The organism is Kitasatospora sp. NPDC085464 (assembly GCF_044541955.1).
GTDB lineage: Bacteria > Actinomycetota > Actinomycetes > Streptomycetales > Streptomycetaceae > Kitasatospora.
This window is the reverse complement of record NZ_JBITTM010000044.1, coordinates 67268-82888: the sequence shown is the minus strand read 5'-3', so window position 1 is coordinate 82888 and position 15621 is coordinate 67268. Positions and strand designations below refer to the sequence as shown.

12 protein-coding genes are annotated in these 15621 nt (G+C 73.0%); 7 read left to right on the top strand and 5 right to left on the bottom strand.

The genetic code is table 11. The annotated features are described in order from the left end of the window. Positions 1-137: 137 nt before the first annotated feature. Genes ACIGG8_RS32700 through ACIGG8_RS32685 form a run of 4 tightly spaced genes read right to left on the bottom strand, consistent with a single transcriptional unit; the run spans position 138 to position 5113 of the window. Positions 138-731: a hypothetical protein gene (locus ACIGG8_RS32700; RefSeq protein ID WP_396552298.1), complete on the bottom strand. Its 594-nt coding sequence runs from the start codon at positions 729-731 to the stop codon at positions 138-140. A gap of 5 nt (positions 732-736) precedes the next feature. Then, the gene (locus ACIGG8_RS32695; RefSeq protein WP_396552297.1) at positions 737-3439 is read right to left on the bottom strand and encodes a penicillin acylase family protein; all 2703 of its coding nucleotides are present in this window, start codon (positions 3437-3439) and stop codon (positions 737-739) included. A 28-nt stretch (positions 3440-3467) separates the two neighbouring features. Continuing rightward, positions 3468-4871 carry an aldehyde dehydrogenase family protein gene (locus tag ACIGG8_RS32690; protein WP_396552296.1) on the bottom strand — a complete coding sequence of 468 codons (1404 nt, stop codon included), beginning with the start codon at positions 4869-4871 and terminating at the stop codon, positions 3468-3470. Beyond that, positions 4868-5113: an MbtH family protein gene (locus ACIGG8_RS32685; protein WP_396552295.1), complete on the bottom strand. Its 246-nt coding sequence runs from the start codon at positions 5111-5113 to the stop codon at positions 4868-4870. Before ACIGG8_RS32685 ends, ACIGG8_RS32690 begins: the two co-directional genes overlap by 4 nt. A gap of 95 nt (positions 5114-5208) precedes the next feature. Here ACIGG8_RS32685 and ACIGG8_RS32680 point away from each other — a divergent pair, with 95 nt between their 5' ends. Then, positions 5209-6090, top strand: coding sequence for a polysaccharide deacetylase (locus ACIGG8_RS32680; RefSeq protein ID WP_396552294.1), 882 nt, complete (start codon positions 5209-5211; stop codon positions 6088-6090). A gap of 29 nt (positions 6091-6119) precedes the next feature. Here ACIGG8_RS32680 and ACIGG8_RS32675 read toward each other — a convergent pair whose 3' ends face one another. Then, positions 6120-6812, bottom strand: coding sequence for an aspartate/glutamate racemase family protein (locus ACIGG8_RS32675; protein WP_396552293.1), 693 nt, complete (start codon positions 6810-6812; stop codon positions 6120-6122). 566 nt (positions 6813-7378) lie between these two features. On the opposite strand from ACIGG8_RS32675, the gene ACIGG8_RS32670 reads away from it, so the two are divergent. From ACIGG8_RS32670 to ACIGG8_RS32645, 6 genes are all read left to right on the top strand, one after another. Next, the gene (locus tag ACIGG8_RS32670) at positions 7379-7699 is read left to right on the top strand and encodes a phosphopantetheine-binding protein (protein ID WP_396552292.1); all 321 of its coding nucleotides are present in this window, start codon (positions 7379-7381) and stop codon (positions 7697-7699) included. A gap of 279 nt (positions 7700-7978) precedes the next feature. After that, positions 7979-8932: a fatty acid desaturase family protein gene (locus ACIGG8_RS32665; protein ID WP_396552291.1), complete on the top strand. Its 954-nt coding sequence runs from the start codon at positions 7979-7981 to the stop codon at positions 8930-8932. After that, complete coding sequence (locus ACIGG8_RS32660) at positions 8932-10353, top strand: condensation domain-containing protein (RefSeq protein ID WP_396552290.1); 1422 nt, start codon at positions 8932-8934, stop codon at positions 10351-10353. Before ACIGG8_RS32665 ends, ACIGG8_RS32660 begins: the two co-directional genes overlap by 1 nt. Beyond that, positions 10343-11827, top strand: coding sequence for a condensation domain-containing protein (locus tag ACIGG8_RS32655; protein WP_396552289.1), 1485 nt, complete (start codon positions 10343-10345; stop codon positions 11825-11827). The genes ACIGG8_RS32660 and ACIGG8_RS32655 overlap by 11 nt, the downstream gene beginning before the upstream one ends. Position 11828: 1 nt before the next feature. Further along, complete coding sequence (gene asnB / locus ACIGG8_RS32650) at positions 11829-13688, top strand: asparagine synthase (glutamine-hydrolyzing) (RefSeq protein ID WP_396552288.1); 1860 nt, start codon at positions 11829-11831, stop codon at positions 13686-13688. Between the two features lie 43 nt (positions 13689-13731). Next, positions 13732-15621 (top strand): amino acid adenylation domain-containing protein, encoded by a 1890-nt coding sequence (locus ACIGG8_RS32645; protein ID WP_350523441.1) that lies wholly within the window; start codon positions 13732-13734, stop codon positions 15619-15621.

The following is a 15621-nucleotide window of genomic DNA, read 5'->3' as shown; positions in this document are numbered from 1 at the left end:
CTTCGTGTGGTGGTCCCGTTGGGGGCGGCGGGGGGGGGGGGGGTGGGGGGGGGGGGGGGGCGGGCGGGGTTGGGGGGGGGGGGGGGGGCCGGGGGGGGGGGGCCGGCCCCCCGGCCGGGTCGCGCGGGCGGCTGCGGTCAGGCAGCCTCTGCGGCCTCCACGGCTGCCGCGGGTGCCGCGGGTGCCGGGCGGTGCGCGGCGGTGCGTCCCCGAGGTGCGAGGGTCCGGCCGACCCAGGCCCCGAGCAGCGCCTGGACCATCGCGATCAGGAGGGCGACGGCCACGATGGCGGTGGCGAGCGGGGGGAGGCCGGCCAGCGCGGCGGTGGTCCGTGCGACCTCGCCCACCGGCGCACCGCCCAGGGCCTGCACACCCAGCGGGATCGCCCAGCCGAGGGCGGCCGCCAGCGGAGCGGTGAGGTAGCCGCGGGAGGGGCGGGGCGTGCGGGCGAACCGGCTGGTGGCGCCGGCGGCGGCGCCGACCAGGAAGGGCACGAACCAGAGCCCGACCAGGGTGCCGAGGGCGGTGGCCGCCGTTCCGCCGACGAGCGTGACGATCGCGGCCGTCGCACGGCGCGGCCCGGGGGCGGTGCCCTCGGACGGGGCCGGCGCGGGGGCGACCGCGGTCGGCTCCGCGGTCGGGTCCGTGGTCGGTTCCGCGGGCGCTTCCGTGGCCGCCGGTTCCCCGGCCGGGTCCGGGGGCGTCGTGGTGGTTCCGGTCGGCTTCGTCATGTCGGTCATCCTTCGCCTCGCAAGGTCCAGCGGATGTCGCCCGCGCCCTGTTCGTCGGCGGTGCGCAGGGGACGGAGCGAGCCGCTCCACCAGTCCGGGGCCAGGTTCTTGTACCAGGGGGAGGCCGGGTTGTCGCTCTGGCCGCCGGGGTAGATCGCGCGGGCGTCCGCGGTGCCGGCGGGGCTCCAGCCGACGACCATCCGCAGGCTGGGGCCGTAGTTCGAACTCAGGCCGTTCTCGGCCACGTTGACGGTCCACGGGCTGCCGCCCGCCGGGCGCGGCCCGTCGCCGAGCGCGGGGGCTCCGGTCAGCGAGGGCACCACCCGCTCGTGGATGCGCCCCCACTTCCACTCGCCGGGCTGCCCGCCGAGCCGGCCGTTCAGGTAGTCGACCGCTTCGGTGAAGGACGCGCGCATCGCGTCGGGCGCGGTGCGCCGGGGGCCTCCGGGGGCGGTGAAGGCGGGGTTCTCCGGGTCGGTGAAGGTCCACTTCTCCAGGTCCTGCATCAGCCCGACCGGGGTCCGCAGCAGGTCGAGACCGGCCGGGTCCACGTCCACCGGCACCTTGGCCGAGTCCCACCAGGGCTTGAAGACCTGCTCGACGTACCCGCCGTAGAAGGCGAACCAGATCGCGGCGGCCGGGGAGTCGGCGTCCATGGAGCAGTTCCACTCGGAGAGCAGCTTGCGGGCCGCCTCCTGCTGCGGCGTCAGCTGCGCGCCTTCCAAGGCCTGGAGCAGCTTGGGCACCATGCGCTGGGCGAGCTCGTCGGTGACGTCGTTCTGCAGGGCCGCGAACGAGTCCGCGGTGAGCTGCCGGCCGGGCTTGGACAGTTCGGCGAAGATGCGGTTGGTGCGGTAGCCGGTGTCGAAGTTCGCGGCGGGGCCGATGTAGTACGGGTAGTCCGGGCCGACCGGCCGCTGGTTGGCGGTGACCAGGAGTCCGGACGGCGGGTTGTAGACCTGGGGCACGGCGTCGAAGGGGATGGCGCCGACCACGTCCGACTCGCCGGTGCCCGGCAGCGGTCCGCGGGCGTCGCCCGAGGCGATCTGCGGGTACGAGCCCGGGGCGATCACCCCGATGTTGCCCTTCTTGTCGGCGTAGGCGAAGTTCTGCGCCGGGGCCTGCCAACTGTGCAGCGCGGTGCGGAAGCTGTTCCAGTCGGTGGCGGCGTTGAGGTCGAGCAGCGCGGCGAGGTTCTGCGACGGGCGGTTGCCCATCCACTCGACCGACGTGGTCTCGCCCTTCTCGGTCAGCAGCGGGCCGTGCACGGTCAGCCCGACCTCGACCGGGACGGGGGCGCCGCCGCGGACCGGCACCGTGTACTTCACCTTCTCCACGGGGTACCAGGCGCCCTTCCAGAAGTAGGCGTCCGGGTGCTGCGGGTCGGTCTTCTCGCGGTAGAAGAAGGTGGACTGGTTCTGGACCGCCGTCAGCGACCAGGAGACGTCGGCGTTGCGCCCGATGAGCACGGCCGGCATGCCGGGCAGGCTGGCGCCGGTGACGTCGTACCCGGGGGACTTGAGCGAGATCTCGTACCAGTACGAGGGGAGCGACAGCTTGAGGTGGGGGTCACCGGCGAGGATCGCGCCGCCACCGGTCGCCGGGCCGTTCGCCAGCCAGGCGTTGCTGTTGGGGTAGAGGTGGCGGGTGGTCTCCGGGAGCTTGGCCATGCCGCGCAGGACGGCGGTGGCGGCTTCGGCGGTGGACCCGCTGGTGTCGACGGCCGTCGTGGCCGTGGACGGCGCTGCGGCGGTCGCCGTTGTCGTGGCCGTGGCCGTCGCGGTGGCGGTGGCGGTGGCCGTCGGCTGAGCGGAGTCCGGGGTCGCGGGGGCGGCCGGAGTCGCGGGGGCGGCCGGGTCCGCGGCGGCCGGCGCCGCGGTGCCGTCGCCGGTGACGCCGGTGTGGCCGGCCGCCGAGGCCGCGTTGGCGTTCGCGCTGTGCAGGGGCGCGAGGCCGAGGTTCTGGTACGGGCCCGGGGCGTACGGGTGCTGCTCGTTGGCGGGCACGACCGGGAACCACTCCGACGCCCGCTCCGCGCCGAGCGAGTTGCTCAGCAGCGCGTAGGTCAGCGGCCGGGTGTCGAAGCTCAGCGTCTGGGTGAGCACGCCCTGGACGACCAGGCTGTCCACCGGGGTCCAGCGTTCCGGCCGGACGCCGGTCAGCCCGTAGACGGTGGGCCACTGGCCGTTCTCGTCCAGCTCGTCCAGCCGCGCGTTGACCCCGGCCGCGTAGGCGGTGAGCGCCTTGGCGGCCTTGCTGTCGTGCGGGGTCGCCGCCCAGGTGGCCTCCGCGGTGCGGTGGATGCCGAGGGTCAGCTCGAAGACGTCCGAGTCGATGCCGGAGGGGCCGTTCAGTTCGGCGAGCCGGCCCTCGCCCAGGCGCCGTTGGGCGTCCATCTGGAACAGGCGGTACCGGGCGGCGAGATAGCCCTGGGCGGTGAACAGGTCCTCGTCCGAGGTGGCGTGGACCGAGGCCACGCCGTCCGCGGTGAACGAGACGTCCACCGGGTGGTCGAGCCCGGGTATGCGGATCTGCTCGTTCTTCGCCGGACGGGCGTCCTCGGCCGACGGCCAGACGCCCCCGCCGGGCATCAGGGCCCGGCCGAGCGCCGGTACGGGCCCGAAGCCGACGCCGAACACGAACATCGTCACGCCGGCGGTGCACACGGCGCCCAGTACTCCCGCCGTGCGGCGGATCCTGGCTTTCATCACTCTCCTGTCACCCATGGCCGGCCGGTCAGCGCCGTGCACTGTTGCGGACCTTGATCCGCGTGTATTCGAGCAGTCCCCAGTAGCCGTACTCGACGCCCAGCCCGGAGGAGCGGACGCCGCCGAACGGCACGTTCGGGCGCAGGTCCCCGTGGGTGTTGATCCACACGGTGCCGCTGTCGAGGAGCGGGGCGAGCTCCTCGGCCGCCTCCTGCGGCCCCCAGAGCGAGGCGCCGAGGCCGTAGCGGGTGGCGTTGGCCCGGCGGACGGCGTCGGCCGGGTCGTCGTACGCGATCACCGGGATGACCGGGCCGAACTGCTCCTCCACCTCCAGCTCGCAGCCCTCCGGCAGGTCGGTCACCACGGTCGGGGGGTAGAAGTGGCCCGGGCCGGGCAGCGGGGCACCGCCGGCCACGATCCGGGCGCCCCCTGCGACGGCGTCCTCGACCAGGGCGTGGACCCGGTCCCGCTGGGCCCGGCTGACCAGCGGGCCGAACCCGGACTCCGGCTCGCTGCCGGGGCCGACGACCGCGGACCCGGCCAGGGCGGCCAGCGCCGAGGCGAGGTCGCCGGCCAGCTCGCGCGGTGCGTAGACCCGCTTGACGGCGGCGCAGAACTGGCCGCTGTTGGCGAGGGCGGCGTGGAACAGCGCGGGTGCCACGGTGGTGAGGTCGGCGCCCGGGAGCACGATCGCCGCGTCGTTGCCGCCGAGTTCGAGGACCACCGGCAGCAGCCGGTCCGCCGCCTGGCGTGCGATCGCCTTGCCGGTCTCCACCGAGCCGGTGAAGGAGATCATGTCCACCGCGGGGTGCTCGGTGAGCGACCGGCCCAGCGAGTGGTCGCCGGAGACGACGTTGAGCACGCCCGGCGGCAGGCAGTCGCGGAGCAGTTCGCCCATCCGGAGCGTCGACAGCGGCGTCTCCGGGGAGGGCTTGACGACCACGGTGTTGCCGGCCAGCAGGGCCGGGGCGAACTTGCAGACCGACAGGATGATCGGGAAGTTGGACGGGGCGATGGCCGCGACCACGCCGTGCGGGACCCGCTCCAGCGTGATCCGGGCGCCGTCCTCGGCCGGCAACTCCTCGGCGTCCAGCTTCAGTTCGGCGGTGTGCCCGAACCAGTCGGCGGACAGCCGCACTTCGCCGCGGGCGGCGGCCAGCGGCTTGCCCTGCTCCCGGCTGAGCAGCCCGGCCACCTCCTCCAGGTGCGCCCCGAGGGCGTCGCCGCAGGCGCGCAGGGCGGCGCGGCGCTCGGCGACCGGCACCGCCGCCCAGCCGACCGCGGCCGCGGCGGCGGCGGTGACGGCGGCATCGAGCTGCTCGGGGGAGCACGCGGGCGCGTGCGCGAAGGGCTCCCCGGTGGCCGGGTCCTCCACGGGCAGGACGGAGGCGCCGGGCACCGCCGCGCCGTCGATGGTCAGGGCGGGTGTCACGCCGAGGCCTCCGCTTCCGCGGCGCCGCCGGCGAGCCGGTCGCGCAGGCTCAGCGGGCGCATGTCGGTCCAGACCTCCTCGACGTGGGCGAGGCAGGCCTCCTTGTCGCCCTGCATCCCCGCGTCCCGCCAGCCGTTCGGCACCTCCCGGTCGAGCGGCCACACCGAATACTGCTCCTCGTGGTTCACCACGACCCGGAACAGCTCGGCGTCCGCCGGAATGTCATTCGTTCGACTACCCACTTGGATTCCCTCTTTCTTTTCCTGACGGAATTGCTAGAGTGTCGCCGGAGGCCGCACCGGCGGCTTCTCCGATAACTTCTCGAAAAGGTAATTCAGTGACGACGCAGAAGGATCAGATCGAGATTCCCACCGTCCGCTGGCCCGAGCGGGTGCCGGCCGGGGACTGGCTGCAGGGCTCGTCCGCCGTGGTGGTCCTGGGTGTCGACGTGGACGCCGAGTCGCCCGTGCTGGCCCGCGGGGAGCACTACATCGACCACCTGACGACGATGTCCCACCAGGCGTACGGCCCCCGCGTCGGGGTGCCGCGGATCCTCGACCTGCTGGACCGCTACGACCTTCCGGCCACGTTCTTCGTACCAGGAGTTTCCGCCGAGCGGTGGCCTTCGGTGATGGATTCGGTGGCCGAAAAGGGGCACGAGATAGCGCTCCACGGATTTACCCACCGGCACCCGGTGCACCTTTCCGAAAGCGAGCAGCGGGAGGAGATCGAGCGCAGCCTGAAGACGTTCTCCAAATTCGGCGTGCAGCCGACCGGGTACCGCGCGCCGAACTGGGAGATGACCCGCCACACGCTCGACCTGCTCGGTGAGTACGGGCTGCGCTACGACTCCTCGCTGATGGACGACGACCGGCCGTACGCGGTGCGCAGCGGGGAGCACACGATCGCCGAGCTGCCGGTGCAGTGGCTGCTCGACGACTGGGAGCAGTACGCCTTCCTGCCCGAGCCGAACATCGGCCAGCTGATCGAGGCGCCGTCGAAGGTGGTGGACCTGTGGACCGCCGAGCTGGAGGCGATGCGCGGCTTCGGCTCGCTGTGCATGCTGACCGTGCACCCGTTCCTCACCGGACGCCCCTCGCGGTTGGCCGCCCTGGAGCAGTTCATCCGGTTCGTGCTCTCCCGGGGTGACGTGCGCTTCGCCCGTGCGGACGAGGTGGCCGAGCTGGTGCTCGCCGGGCAGTCGGAGCCGCAGCCGTAGCCGCAGCCGTACCGGCCGCCGCCGGCCGATCAACTCCGCCACCCCGCAGCGCTCGTGACGGCCTGCGGGGTGCGGAGTTCGGTCACGCAGGCCGTGACGAGGGCGGCCAGGCTGGAGACCGAACGCTCCTCGGGCAGGCCGGCGGCCTCGTACGCGAGCGGGAGTTCGGTGCAGGCGGTGAGCACGGGGAGGTCGTGCTGCTGCCACAGGCCGTGCACCGCGGAGGCGAGCACGGTGCCGCCCTCGGCCAGCCGGTTGGCCTTCACCAGGACCCCGGCGCGGTGGATCTCGGACCGCAGCGGCTCCTCGGGGATCAGCAGCCGGTAGCCGAGTTCGGCCGCGCGCCGCTGGTAGATGCCGCTGTGCACGGTGCCGGTGGTCGCGGCCAGCCAGCCGCCCGCCGGGCTGGTGCGCATGGCGGCCCGGAGCGTGGCGTCGGCGATGTGCACGAGGGGCACCGGCAGGAGGCCCTGCAGCCGGTCGATGAAGGCGTGCGCGGTGTTGCAGGGCACGACGAGCAGATCGGCACCCCAGGCGACGAGTTGCTCCAGGGCGTTGCGGATCGGCAGCAGCGGTTCGTCCGAACCGGCGAGGATCGCCCCGGTGCGCTCCGGAATGCCGGGTTCGGACAGCATGACGATGCGGGGGTGCTCCTGGTCCGACTGCGCGGGCACGGCGAGCGAGAGCAGCCGGAGGAACTCCGCGGTGGCCGCCGGCCCCATGCCGCCGAGTACTCCAAGTGTCCGCGCGGGCGCTCCGGTTGTCGTTCCGGCGGCCGTTCGGTCGTCGACTGGTATCACGGTTCTGCCCCCCTGCGGATCCCTGCGGATCCCGGCATGGGCGCGGGAATCGCGGTGTCCGACGGAATGGATTAGCCGGGGGAGAAAGCCGGTGGCGCTCCCCGGTCCGGAAGTGACGGGGCGGTCCGCGATAGCCGTGCGGTCGCCATTGGGAGCCGCTGCGGGACACGCCCGAGAAGGTGGAGAAAATGCCCGGCAGGAAAGCCGGGTGGACCCGTCGCTGCGGCGTACGGTACCACAGGTGATCAGGAGGGCACCCCCGCCGAACGGGGGGTTCCGGTTCGGGAATCGGTGCACGCCAGGGGCCTGACGGCCGCCGGAAGTTGATCTCTTGCGGAGGCAATCATGGACATGCTTGGATGCAAACAACTGCTCGACGGACCATGAGCTCGACTCGGCGCCGGACCGGGGTCTGCGGACCTCGCTAACCCGCCGATCAATGAAGCAAGTTGACGCTGGACCTATATGGCTCCTTGGGGGGAACCGTAGTGATTCAGGACGACAGCAGCACCATTGGCGCCTCCACTGGGGAGGTGCCCGCATTGTCGACGGTGACCCTTGCCGTCATCGACATCTGGTCGGACGTGCTCGAAGTGACGCCCGACACGATCGACGCCGAGACCTCGGATTTCTTCGAGCTCGGTGGTTACTCTCTGCTCGCGCTTCAGGCCATCGGACGCCTGCTGGCGACCCACGGCATCGAGCAGGACGCGGCCCTGGAGCTTGAGGGCCTGCTCCTCAACGAGCTCTTCGAGCAGCCGACCGCAGCCGCGCAGGCGGCCTGTTTCGTCGCCAACTTCCCCCAGTGACAGGCCTCCCGGCGCGTCCGGGAGTCCTCGTCGCTGTGCTTTCTTGCTGATCACCACCTGCCGGCCGGTCGTTCACCGGCCCGGTCAACGCCCGCGGTTCCCCGACGCTGCCGCCGGCGTGTCCCAGTGTGCCCAATCGCCCTGCCCTGCCCGGGCCGAGGGGCCGTGCTCTTCGATCTCCGTGCCTCGTCGGGTCGACGCCGATTCCTGTCCGGCCACCGTGCCGACAGGCTGCTGCGGCGTTCCCTCAGGAGGCTGACGCAAGGAAGGTTTCCGTTCATGACGACGCCCGACGTGACCCCCGCGTCGCCGAAGGACCTGTTCCGGCGAGCCAAGGTCACCGCCGCCGACGAACGCGTCTTCATTGTCAAGCTCCTTGTCGCGTACGGCATTTGGGCCGCAGGCGCGGTTCTCGCGCTCGCCCCGGACGCGTGGCTGCCCCGAGTGCTCGGTGTCGTCCTGATGGGCGCCATGTACTCCCACTGGCTGGAGCTCCAGCACCAGTGCCTGCACCACTCGGCGTTCCGCCGCTCCCGCTGGCACCGGATCGTCGGCGTGCCGCTGGGCGTTCCCATGCTGGTGTCGTACAGCCACTACCGGGTGCGCCACCTCCAGCACCACCGCTACCTCGGCACGGACCAGGACTCGGAGTTCTTCGGCTTCGACTCGCGGCAGTCGGTCACCTGGTCGGCCCTGGTCCGCGAGGCGCTGGCCTTCGGCCGACTGGGCAGTGCGGTGGCCGACATCGTCCGCTGCTGGGGCGGCCGGTGGTCCTACGACATGGGCCAGATCTCCGAGCAGCGTGAGCGCGAAGTCGTCTCCGAGTACCGGATGTTCGCCCTGCCGATCGTGGGCGCCGTGGTGCTGACCCTGCTCGGGTACGGCGAGCCGGTGCTGTGGATCTGGCTGCTGCCGCTGCTGGTCGCGGTGCCGCTGCACTTCCTGGTCGAGCTGCCCGAGCACATCATGTGCGACAACTCCTCCACCGACGTGCTGCGCAACACCCGCTCCATCACCGGGAGTTGGTTCAGCACCTGGTACACCAACGGGAACAACCTGCACATCGAGCACCACGCCGCCATGGTGGTGCCGATCAACCAGCTGCGCGAGCGCCACGACGTCGTGCTGGCGCACGGGACGCACACCTCGCCCAGCTACCCGCAGTTCTTCAAGGCCATCGTGGCCGAGGCCCGGCGCAACGCGCGGGCCGGCCGCGCCGGGGGGACGGCGTGATGACCGCCCCCGCCCCGGCCTTCCCGGCGGTCGACCGGTTCCCGCTCACGCCTGGGCAGTTGGGCATGTGGTTCCTGGAGCGCATGTCGGGCTCGGCGGTCTACGTCGACCCGATGACCTTCCGGCTGACCGGCCCGCTCGACACCGCCGCGCTGCGGCGCGCGCTGGAGCTGCTGCGCGGCCGGCACGCGGCGCTGCGCACCACGTTCCCGCTGGTCGACGGCAGTCCGGTGCAGCAGGTCTCCGGCGAGTGCGGCATCGAGCTGCCCGTCCTGGACCTCTCCCGACTGCCCGAGGCCGAGCGCGAGTCCGAGCTGACCGCGGTGCTGGCGGCCGACCAGGCCACCCCCTTCGACCTCGCCCGCGGGCCCGTGCTGCGCGCCCTCGTGGTCGTGCTCGGCCCCGACGAGTACGTGCTGCGGCTCGCGCTGCACCACCTGGTCTCGGACGCGTGGTCCTGGTGGAACGTCCTGCTGCCGGAGCTCGCCGCCCTCTATGGCGCCGAACTCGACGGCACGGAAGCCGAGTTGGAAACCCCGGGGGCCCAGTTCCCGGACTTCGTGCGCTGGCAGCGCGAGTGGAGCGAGGGCGCCGGCCACCAGCGCCAGCTGGCGTACTGGACGGAGCGGCTGACCGGCCTCGCCCCGGTGCCGCCGGTCCGCCCGGCCGACGCGCCGGCCGGGACCGTCACCGCCGTGCCGTCCGCCGCTGCCGCACGGGCCACCGCTGCCGCACCGGACGGGGGCGCCGCCGTCGCGACCCAGTGGACCACCGTGCCCGGCGCCGTCCACGACTCCCTGCGGACCGTGTACCGGGACGAGCGGGTCACCCCGTTCATGCTGCTGCTGGCCGCCTTCGCCGTGGTGCTGCACCGCGGCAGCGGGGCCACCGACATCGCGGTGGGCACCCGCGCGGCCGTCCGCAGCCGCCCGGAGTTCGAGTCCGCGGTCGGGTTCTTCGTCAACCTCCTGGTCATCCGCACCGAGGTGGACCCCGGTGCGACCTTCCGTGACCTGCTCCGGGACGTCCGGCGCGCGGCCCTCGGGGCCTACGCGCACCGGGAGTTGCCGTTCGAGCGGGTCGTCGAGGGGCTGCGGCCGCGCCGCGGCGGAGGCTTCCGCTCCCCGGTGAACGTGCTCTTCTCGCACCAGAGCACCCCCGAGGTGCCGCCGGCCTTCCCCGGGCTGACCGCCCGGCTGGTCAACCACGACCCCGGCACCCTCTACGACCTCGACCTGGTCTTCTACGAGGAGGACGGCGACCTGCGCGCCCTGCTCAGCCACCGCCGGGCCCACTGCTCCGACCAGGACGCGGTGGCGCTGCTCGCGGAGCTCACCCGGGTCCTCGCCGAGGTCGCGCAGGACCCGGCGATCCCGCTGGACACACTCATGGCGACCACAGGGGTGCACCGTGCCGAATAGCTCCACACCCGCGCAGCCGGCCGCGGACACCACGGCGGACACCGCCCCGGGCGCCACCGCCGGCACCGCCGCCGTCGCCCCGGAGGGCCTCGCCCCGCTGTCCGTCACCCAGGAGCAGCTGTGGCTGCTCGACCGCCTCGACCCGGGCAACGCCGCCTACAACTCCACCGTGCTCTGGCAGTTGGACGGGCCGCTGGACACCGAGGCGCTGCGCCGGGCCCTGGCCGCCGTCGTCCGCCGGCAGCAGATGCTGCGGGCGGCCGTCGTCGCCGTCGACGGCGTCCCGTACCAGCGGGTGGCCGAGGACGTCCCGGTGCCGCTCACCGTCACCGACCTGACCGCCCTGCCCGAGGCGGAGCGCCCGGCGGCCGCCGAGCGGACCGTTGCCGACGCGGCCCACCGCCCCTTCGACCTGGGCCGACCCCCGCTGTTCCGGGTGGAGCTGGTCCGCACCGGCGCCGAGCGGCACGTGATGGCGCTGGTCATCCACCACATCGTCTCCGACGGCTGGTCCGTGCAGGTCCTGATCCAGGAGGTCGCGGACCTGTACGCGGGCGAGGTCACCGGTACCGAGGTGCCGCTGCCCGAACTGCCCGTCCAGTTCACCGACTACGCCCGGGAGCAGCGCGAACGGCTCGCCGGACCGCGCGGCGACAAGCTGGTGGACTACTGGACCCGGCAGCTGGCCGGCGCCCCGGTCACCCTGGACCTGCCCACCGACCGGCCCCGGGCCGGTCACGCCGACTTCAGCGGCGACCGGTACGTCTTCCAGGTGCCCGCCGAGCTGCGCACCGCCCTCGGCGGGCTCGCCCGCGCCTCCCGGGCCAGCACGTTCATGGTCACCCTGGCGGCCTTCACGGCCCTGCTGCACCGGCTCACCGGCCAGGAGGACCTGCTGGTGGGCACGCCGGTCGGCAACCGGGACAAGCCCCAGTGGGGGCCGCTGGTCGGCTACTTCGCCGACACCCTGGTGATGCGCGGCGACCTCGCCGGCGACCCGACCTTCCGCGAGCTGCTCGGCCGCACCCGGACGGCCGCCCTGCAGGGCTTCGTCCACCGCGACCTGCCGTTCCGCTCCCTGGTCGAGGCGGTGCAGCCGGAGCGCGAGGTGGGCCGCAATCCGCTGTTCCAGGTGATGTTCATCCTGCAGAACATCCCGCCGCGCCGCCGCCGGGCCGAGCTGCCGGGCGTGGTGATGACCCGGCTGGACGACGTCCGCACCACCTCGATCTTCGACCTGCGGTTCGACCTGTTCGAGTTCGAGGACGAGATGCGCGGCCAACTGGAGTACAGCACGCGGCTGTTCGACCACTCCACGATCGAGCGGACGGCCCGGCAGTACCTGGCGCTGCTCGCCGACGCGTGCGCCGACCCGGACCGCCCGGTCTCCGCGCTCGACCTGGGCGCCACCGACGCGGACCGGTCCGGCGCGGACGCCGCCGCGGGCTTCAACGACGACCTCGGGGGGTTCTGACATGTGCGGCGTCACCGGATACGCGGACCTGGCCGGCACCGGCCTCGCCGAGGGCGAGGACGTGCTCGACCGGATGACCGCCACCCTGCTGCACCGCGGCCCCGACTCCGGGGGCCGGCTGGTGCGCGGGGGAGTGGCCCTGGGCTTCCGCCGGCTGAGCATCGTCGGCCTGGAGGACGGCGACCAGCCGATCCTCAACGAGGACGGCTCGGTCGCCATGGTCTGCAACGGCGAGATCTTCAACCACCGGGAGCTGCGCGCCGAACTGGAGGCCAAGGGGCACCGGTTCCGCACCCGCACCGACGTCGAGGTGATCGTCCACCTCTACGAGGAGTACGGCACCGGGCTGCTGGAGCGGCTGAACGGCCAGTTCGCCTTCGCCGTCCACGACACCCGGCGCGGCCGGCTCTTCCTGGCCCGCGACCACATGGGCATCCTGCCGATGTACTACGCGGTGGCGGGCGGCCGGCTCGTCTTCGGGTCGGAGATCAAGGCCGTCCTGGCGCACCCGTCGGTGCCCCGCCGGGCCGACCTGACCGGCCTCGACCAGGTGCTCACCTTCCCCGGGACGGTCGGCTCGCGCACCCTGTTCGAGGGGGTCAGCAGCCTGGAGAACGGCCACTTCCTGCTGGTCGAGGACGGGGCCGTCCGGGTCGAGAAGTACTGGGACCTGGACTACCCGGTGGACGTGCCGGGGGAGCCGGCCGAGCACCCCGACCGGTACTACGTGGACACCGTCCGCGAGCTGCTGGAGCAGTCGGTGCGCCGCCGGCTCCAGGCCGACGTCCCGGTCGGCTACTACCTCAGCGGCGGCCTCGACTCCTCCCTGATCGGCGCGCTCGTGCACCGCAACACCAGCGGGACGGTGCCGCGGTCGTTCTCCATCACCTTCCCCGACCGGGGCATCGACGAGTCCCGCCACCAGCGGCTGATGGCCCGCCACCTCGGCTCCGAGCACACCGAGACGGAGTTCCACCCGGGCGACATCGCGGCCGGACTGCGCCGGATGATCGGGCACGCCGAGTGCCCGGTGAAGGAGACGTACAACACCTGCTCCATGGCGCTGTCGGCCGCCGTCCGGGAGACCGGCACCCGGGTGATCCTCACCGGTGAGGGCGCCGACGAGCTGTTCGCCGGCTACCTCGGCTACCGCTTCGACCTGGGCGGGCGGCGGACGGCCGGCGGCGACCCCTTCGAGGAGGAGCTGCGCCGCACCATCTGGGGCGACCCGCACGTCTTCTACGAGCGCGACTACCACGCCTGGCGGGAGTCCAAGCTCGACCTGTACGCCCCCGCCCTGCGGGACGCCCACGCCGAGTTCGACTGCCTGGCCGGGCCCGTCGTCGACCCCGGGATGCTGCGCGGGCGCCACCCGGTGCACCAGCGCTCCTACCTCGACTTCAAGCTCCGGCTCTCCGACCACCTGCTCTCCGACCACGGGGACCGGATGGCGCTGGCCAACTCGGTGGAGGCCCGGTACCCGTTCCTCGACCCCGACCTGGTGCGGTTCGCCACGACCGTCCCGCCCCGCCTGAAGGTGACCGCGAGCACCGAGAAGTACGTGCTCAAGGAGGCCGCCCGCGGCCTGGTGCCCGACGAGATCATCCACCGGGAGAAGTTCGGGTTCCGGGCCCAGGGCAGCCCCGCCCTGCTGCGCGAGCGGATCGAGTGGGTCGAGGACCTGCTCTCCTACGACCGGATCAAGCGGCAGGGCTACTTCGACCCCGACGTGGTCGAGCACCTCAAGGAGCAGTACCGGCAGCCGGGTTACGAGGTCCATCCGCACCTCGGCGACGACCTGCTGCTGGTGGTCCTCACCTTCGGCGTGCTGCTCGACACCTTTTCCCTTCCTGACGCCTGATCACTTGGGTGGCCACAGGCCCCCCGTCCCTGGAGGAAGCTCGATGGCCTTCCACGCAGTCCACGGTCTCGTACAGCAGGCCGCCCAGCGCTTCGCCGACCACACCGCGGTCGAGTGCCCGCAAGGCCGGCTCAGCTACGCCGAGCTGGCATCCCGTTCGGACGAACTCGCCGTCGCCATCCGCGAGTCCGGCGCGGGTGCCGGCTGCGTGGTGCCGATCCTGGCCGAGGACCGGCGCGAGCTGGTCGTCGCGATCCTGGCGGTGCTGAAGGCGGGCGGCGTCTTCGTGCCGGTGGACCTGGCGGCCCCGCCGCTGCGGCTGCGCACCATGCTGACCGCCACCGCCCCCGAGTGGGTGATCGTCGGCGCCTCGGCCGCCGACCGCGCGGACGAGATTCTGGAGCCGTCCCTGCCGCTGGCCCGGCGCGTCCCGCTGGACCTCGCCGCCGAGCCCACCGGCGCGGCCCCGGAGCGGCTGCACGTGCCGGACCCGGACGACGCGGCGTACATCTTCTTCACCTCCGGCTCGACCGGGCAGCCCAAGGCGATCGTCGGCCGGATGCAGGGCATCGACCACTTCGTCCGCTGGGAGACCGAACTGCTGGGCGTGCAGCCGGGCACCAGGGTCAGCCAGCTGGCCTCGCCCGCCTTCGACGCGATCCTGCGCGACCTGTTCGTGCCGCTGACCACCGGCGGCACCGTGTGCGTCCCGCCGGCCGGCCTCGCCCTGGACGGGCCGGCGCTGGCCCGCTGGATCGACGAGGAGCGGATCGAGCTGGTCCACACCGTCCCCACCGTCTGGCGCGGCATGCTGCCGTCCCTCGCCAACGGCGGCCCCGAGCTGTCCGCGCTGCGCTGCGTGGCGCTGGCCGGCGAGCCGGTGGCGCCGAGCGACGCCGCCCAGTGGTTCGCCCGGTTCGGCGAGCGGATCAGCCTGCTCAACCTGTACGGGCCGAGCGAGACCACCATGACCAAGACGTTCCACTTCGTCACCCCGGCGGACACCGAGCGGTCGAGCATCCCGATCGGCAAGGCCATGCCCGGCGCCCGGGTGGTGCTGCTCGACGGCCGGAACAAGCCGTGCGCCGAGGGCGCCGTCGGCGAGATCCACATCCGCACGCCGTACATGTCGCTGGGCTACTTCCACCAGCCGGACGCCACCCGCGCCGCCTTCGTGCCCAACCCGCTCGGCACCGACCCGGAGGACTTCGTCTACCGGACCGGCGACTTCGCCCGCGCCCTGCCGGACGGCAGTCTGGAGTACGTCGGCCGGCGCGACCAGCAGATCAAGCTGGGCGGCGTCCGCGTCGAGCTCGGCGAGATCGAGCACCTGCTCCGCGCCCACCACGCGGTGAAGGACGCCGCCGTCACCGTCGTCCCCGACGACGAGGGCAACCCCGCCTACCTGTGTGCCTTCGTGGAGCCGGTCCAGCCCGTCGAGGCGGCCGTCCTGCGCGACCACCTGGCGCCCCGGGTGCCCGACTCCCACCTGCCCCGGGTGTTCGTCCCGCTGGAGCAGCTGCCGCGCACCATCAGCGGCAAGGTGGACCGCCGGGCGCTGCCCGTGCCGCTGCCGCCGCAGCAGCAGGTGGAGCAGGACTACGTGGCGCCGCGCACCGCCACCGAGGAGACCCTCGCCGGGATCTGGGCGAAGCTGCTGCCGGTGGACCGGCCGGGCGTGCAGCACGACTTCTTCCGCATCGGCGGCCACTCGCTGCTCGTCATGCGGCTGATCGCCGCGATCAGCGCCGAGTTCGGCGTGGACGTCCACCTCCAGAAGTTCCTGGCCGCCCCGACCATCGAGGGCCTGGCGGCCGAGATCGAGCAGACCCTGCTGACGTCCGGCTCCGACCTGGACGACCTGCTCGCGGACCTCGACGACCTGGACGAGGACGAGGCCGAGCGCCTGCTGGCCCAGAACGGCGGTAACTGA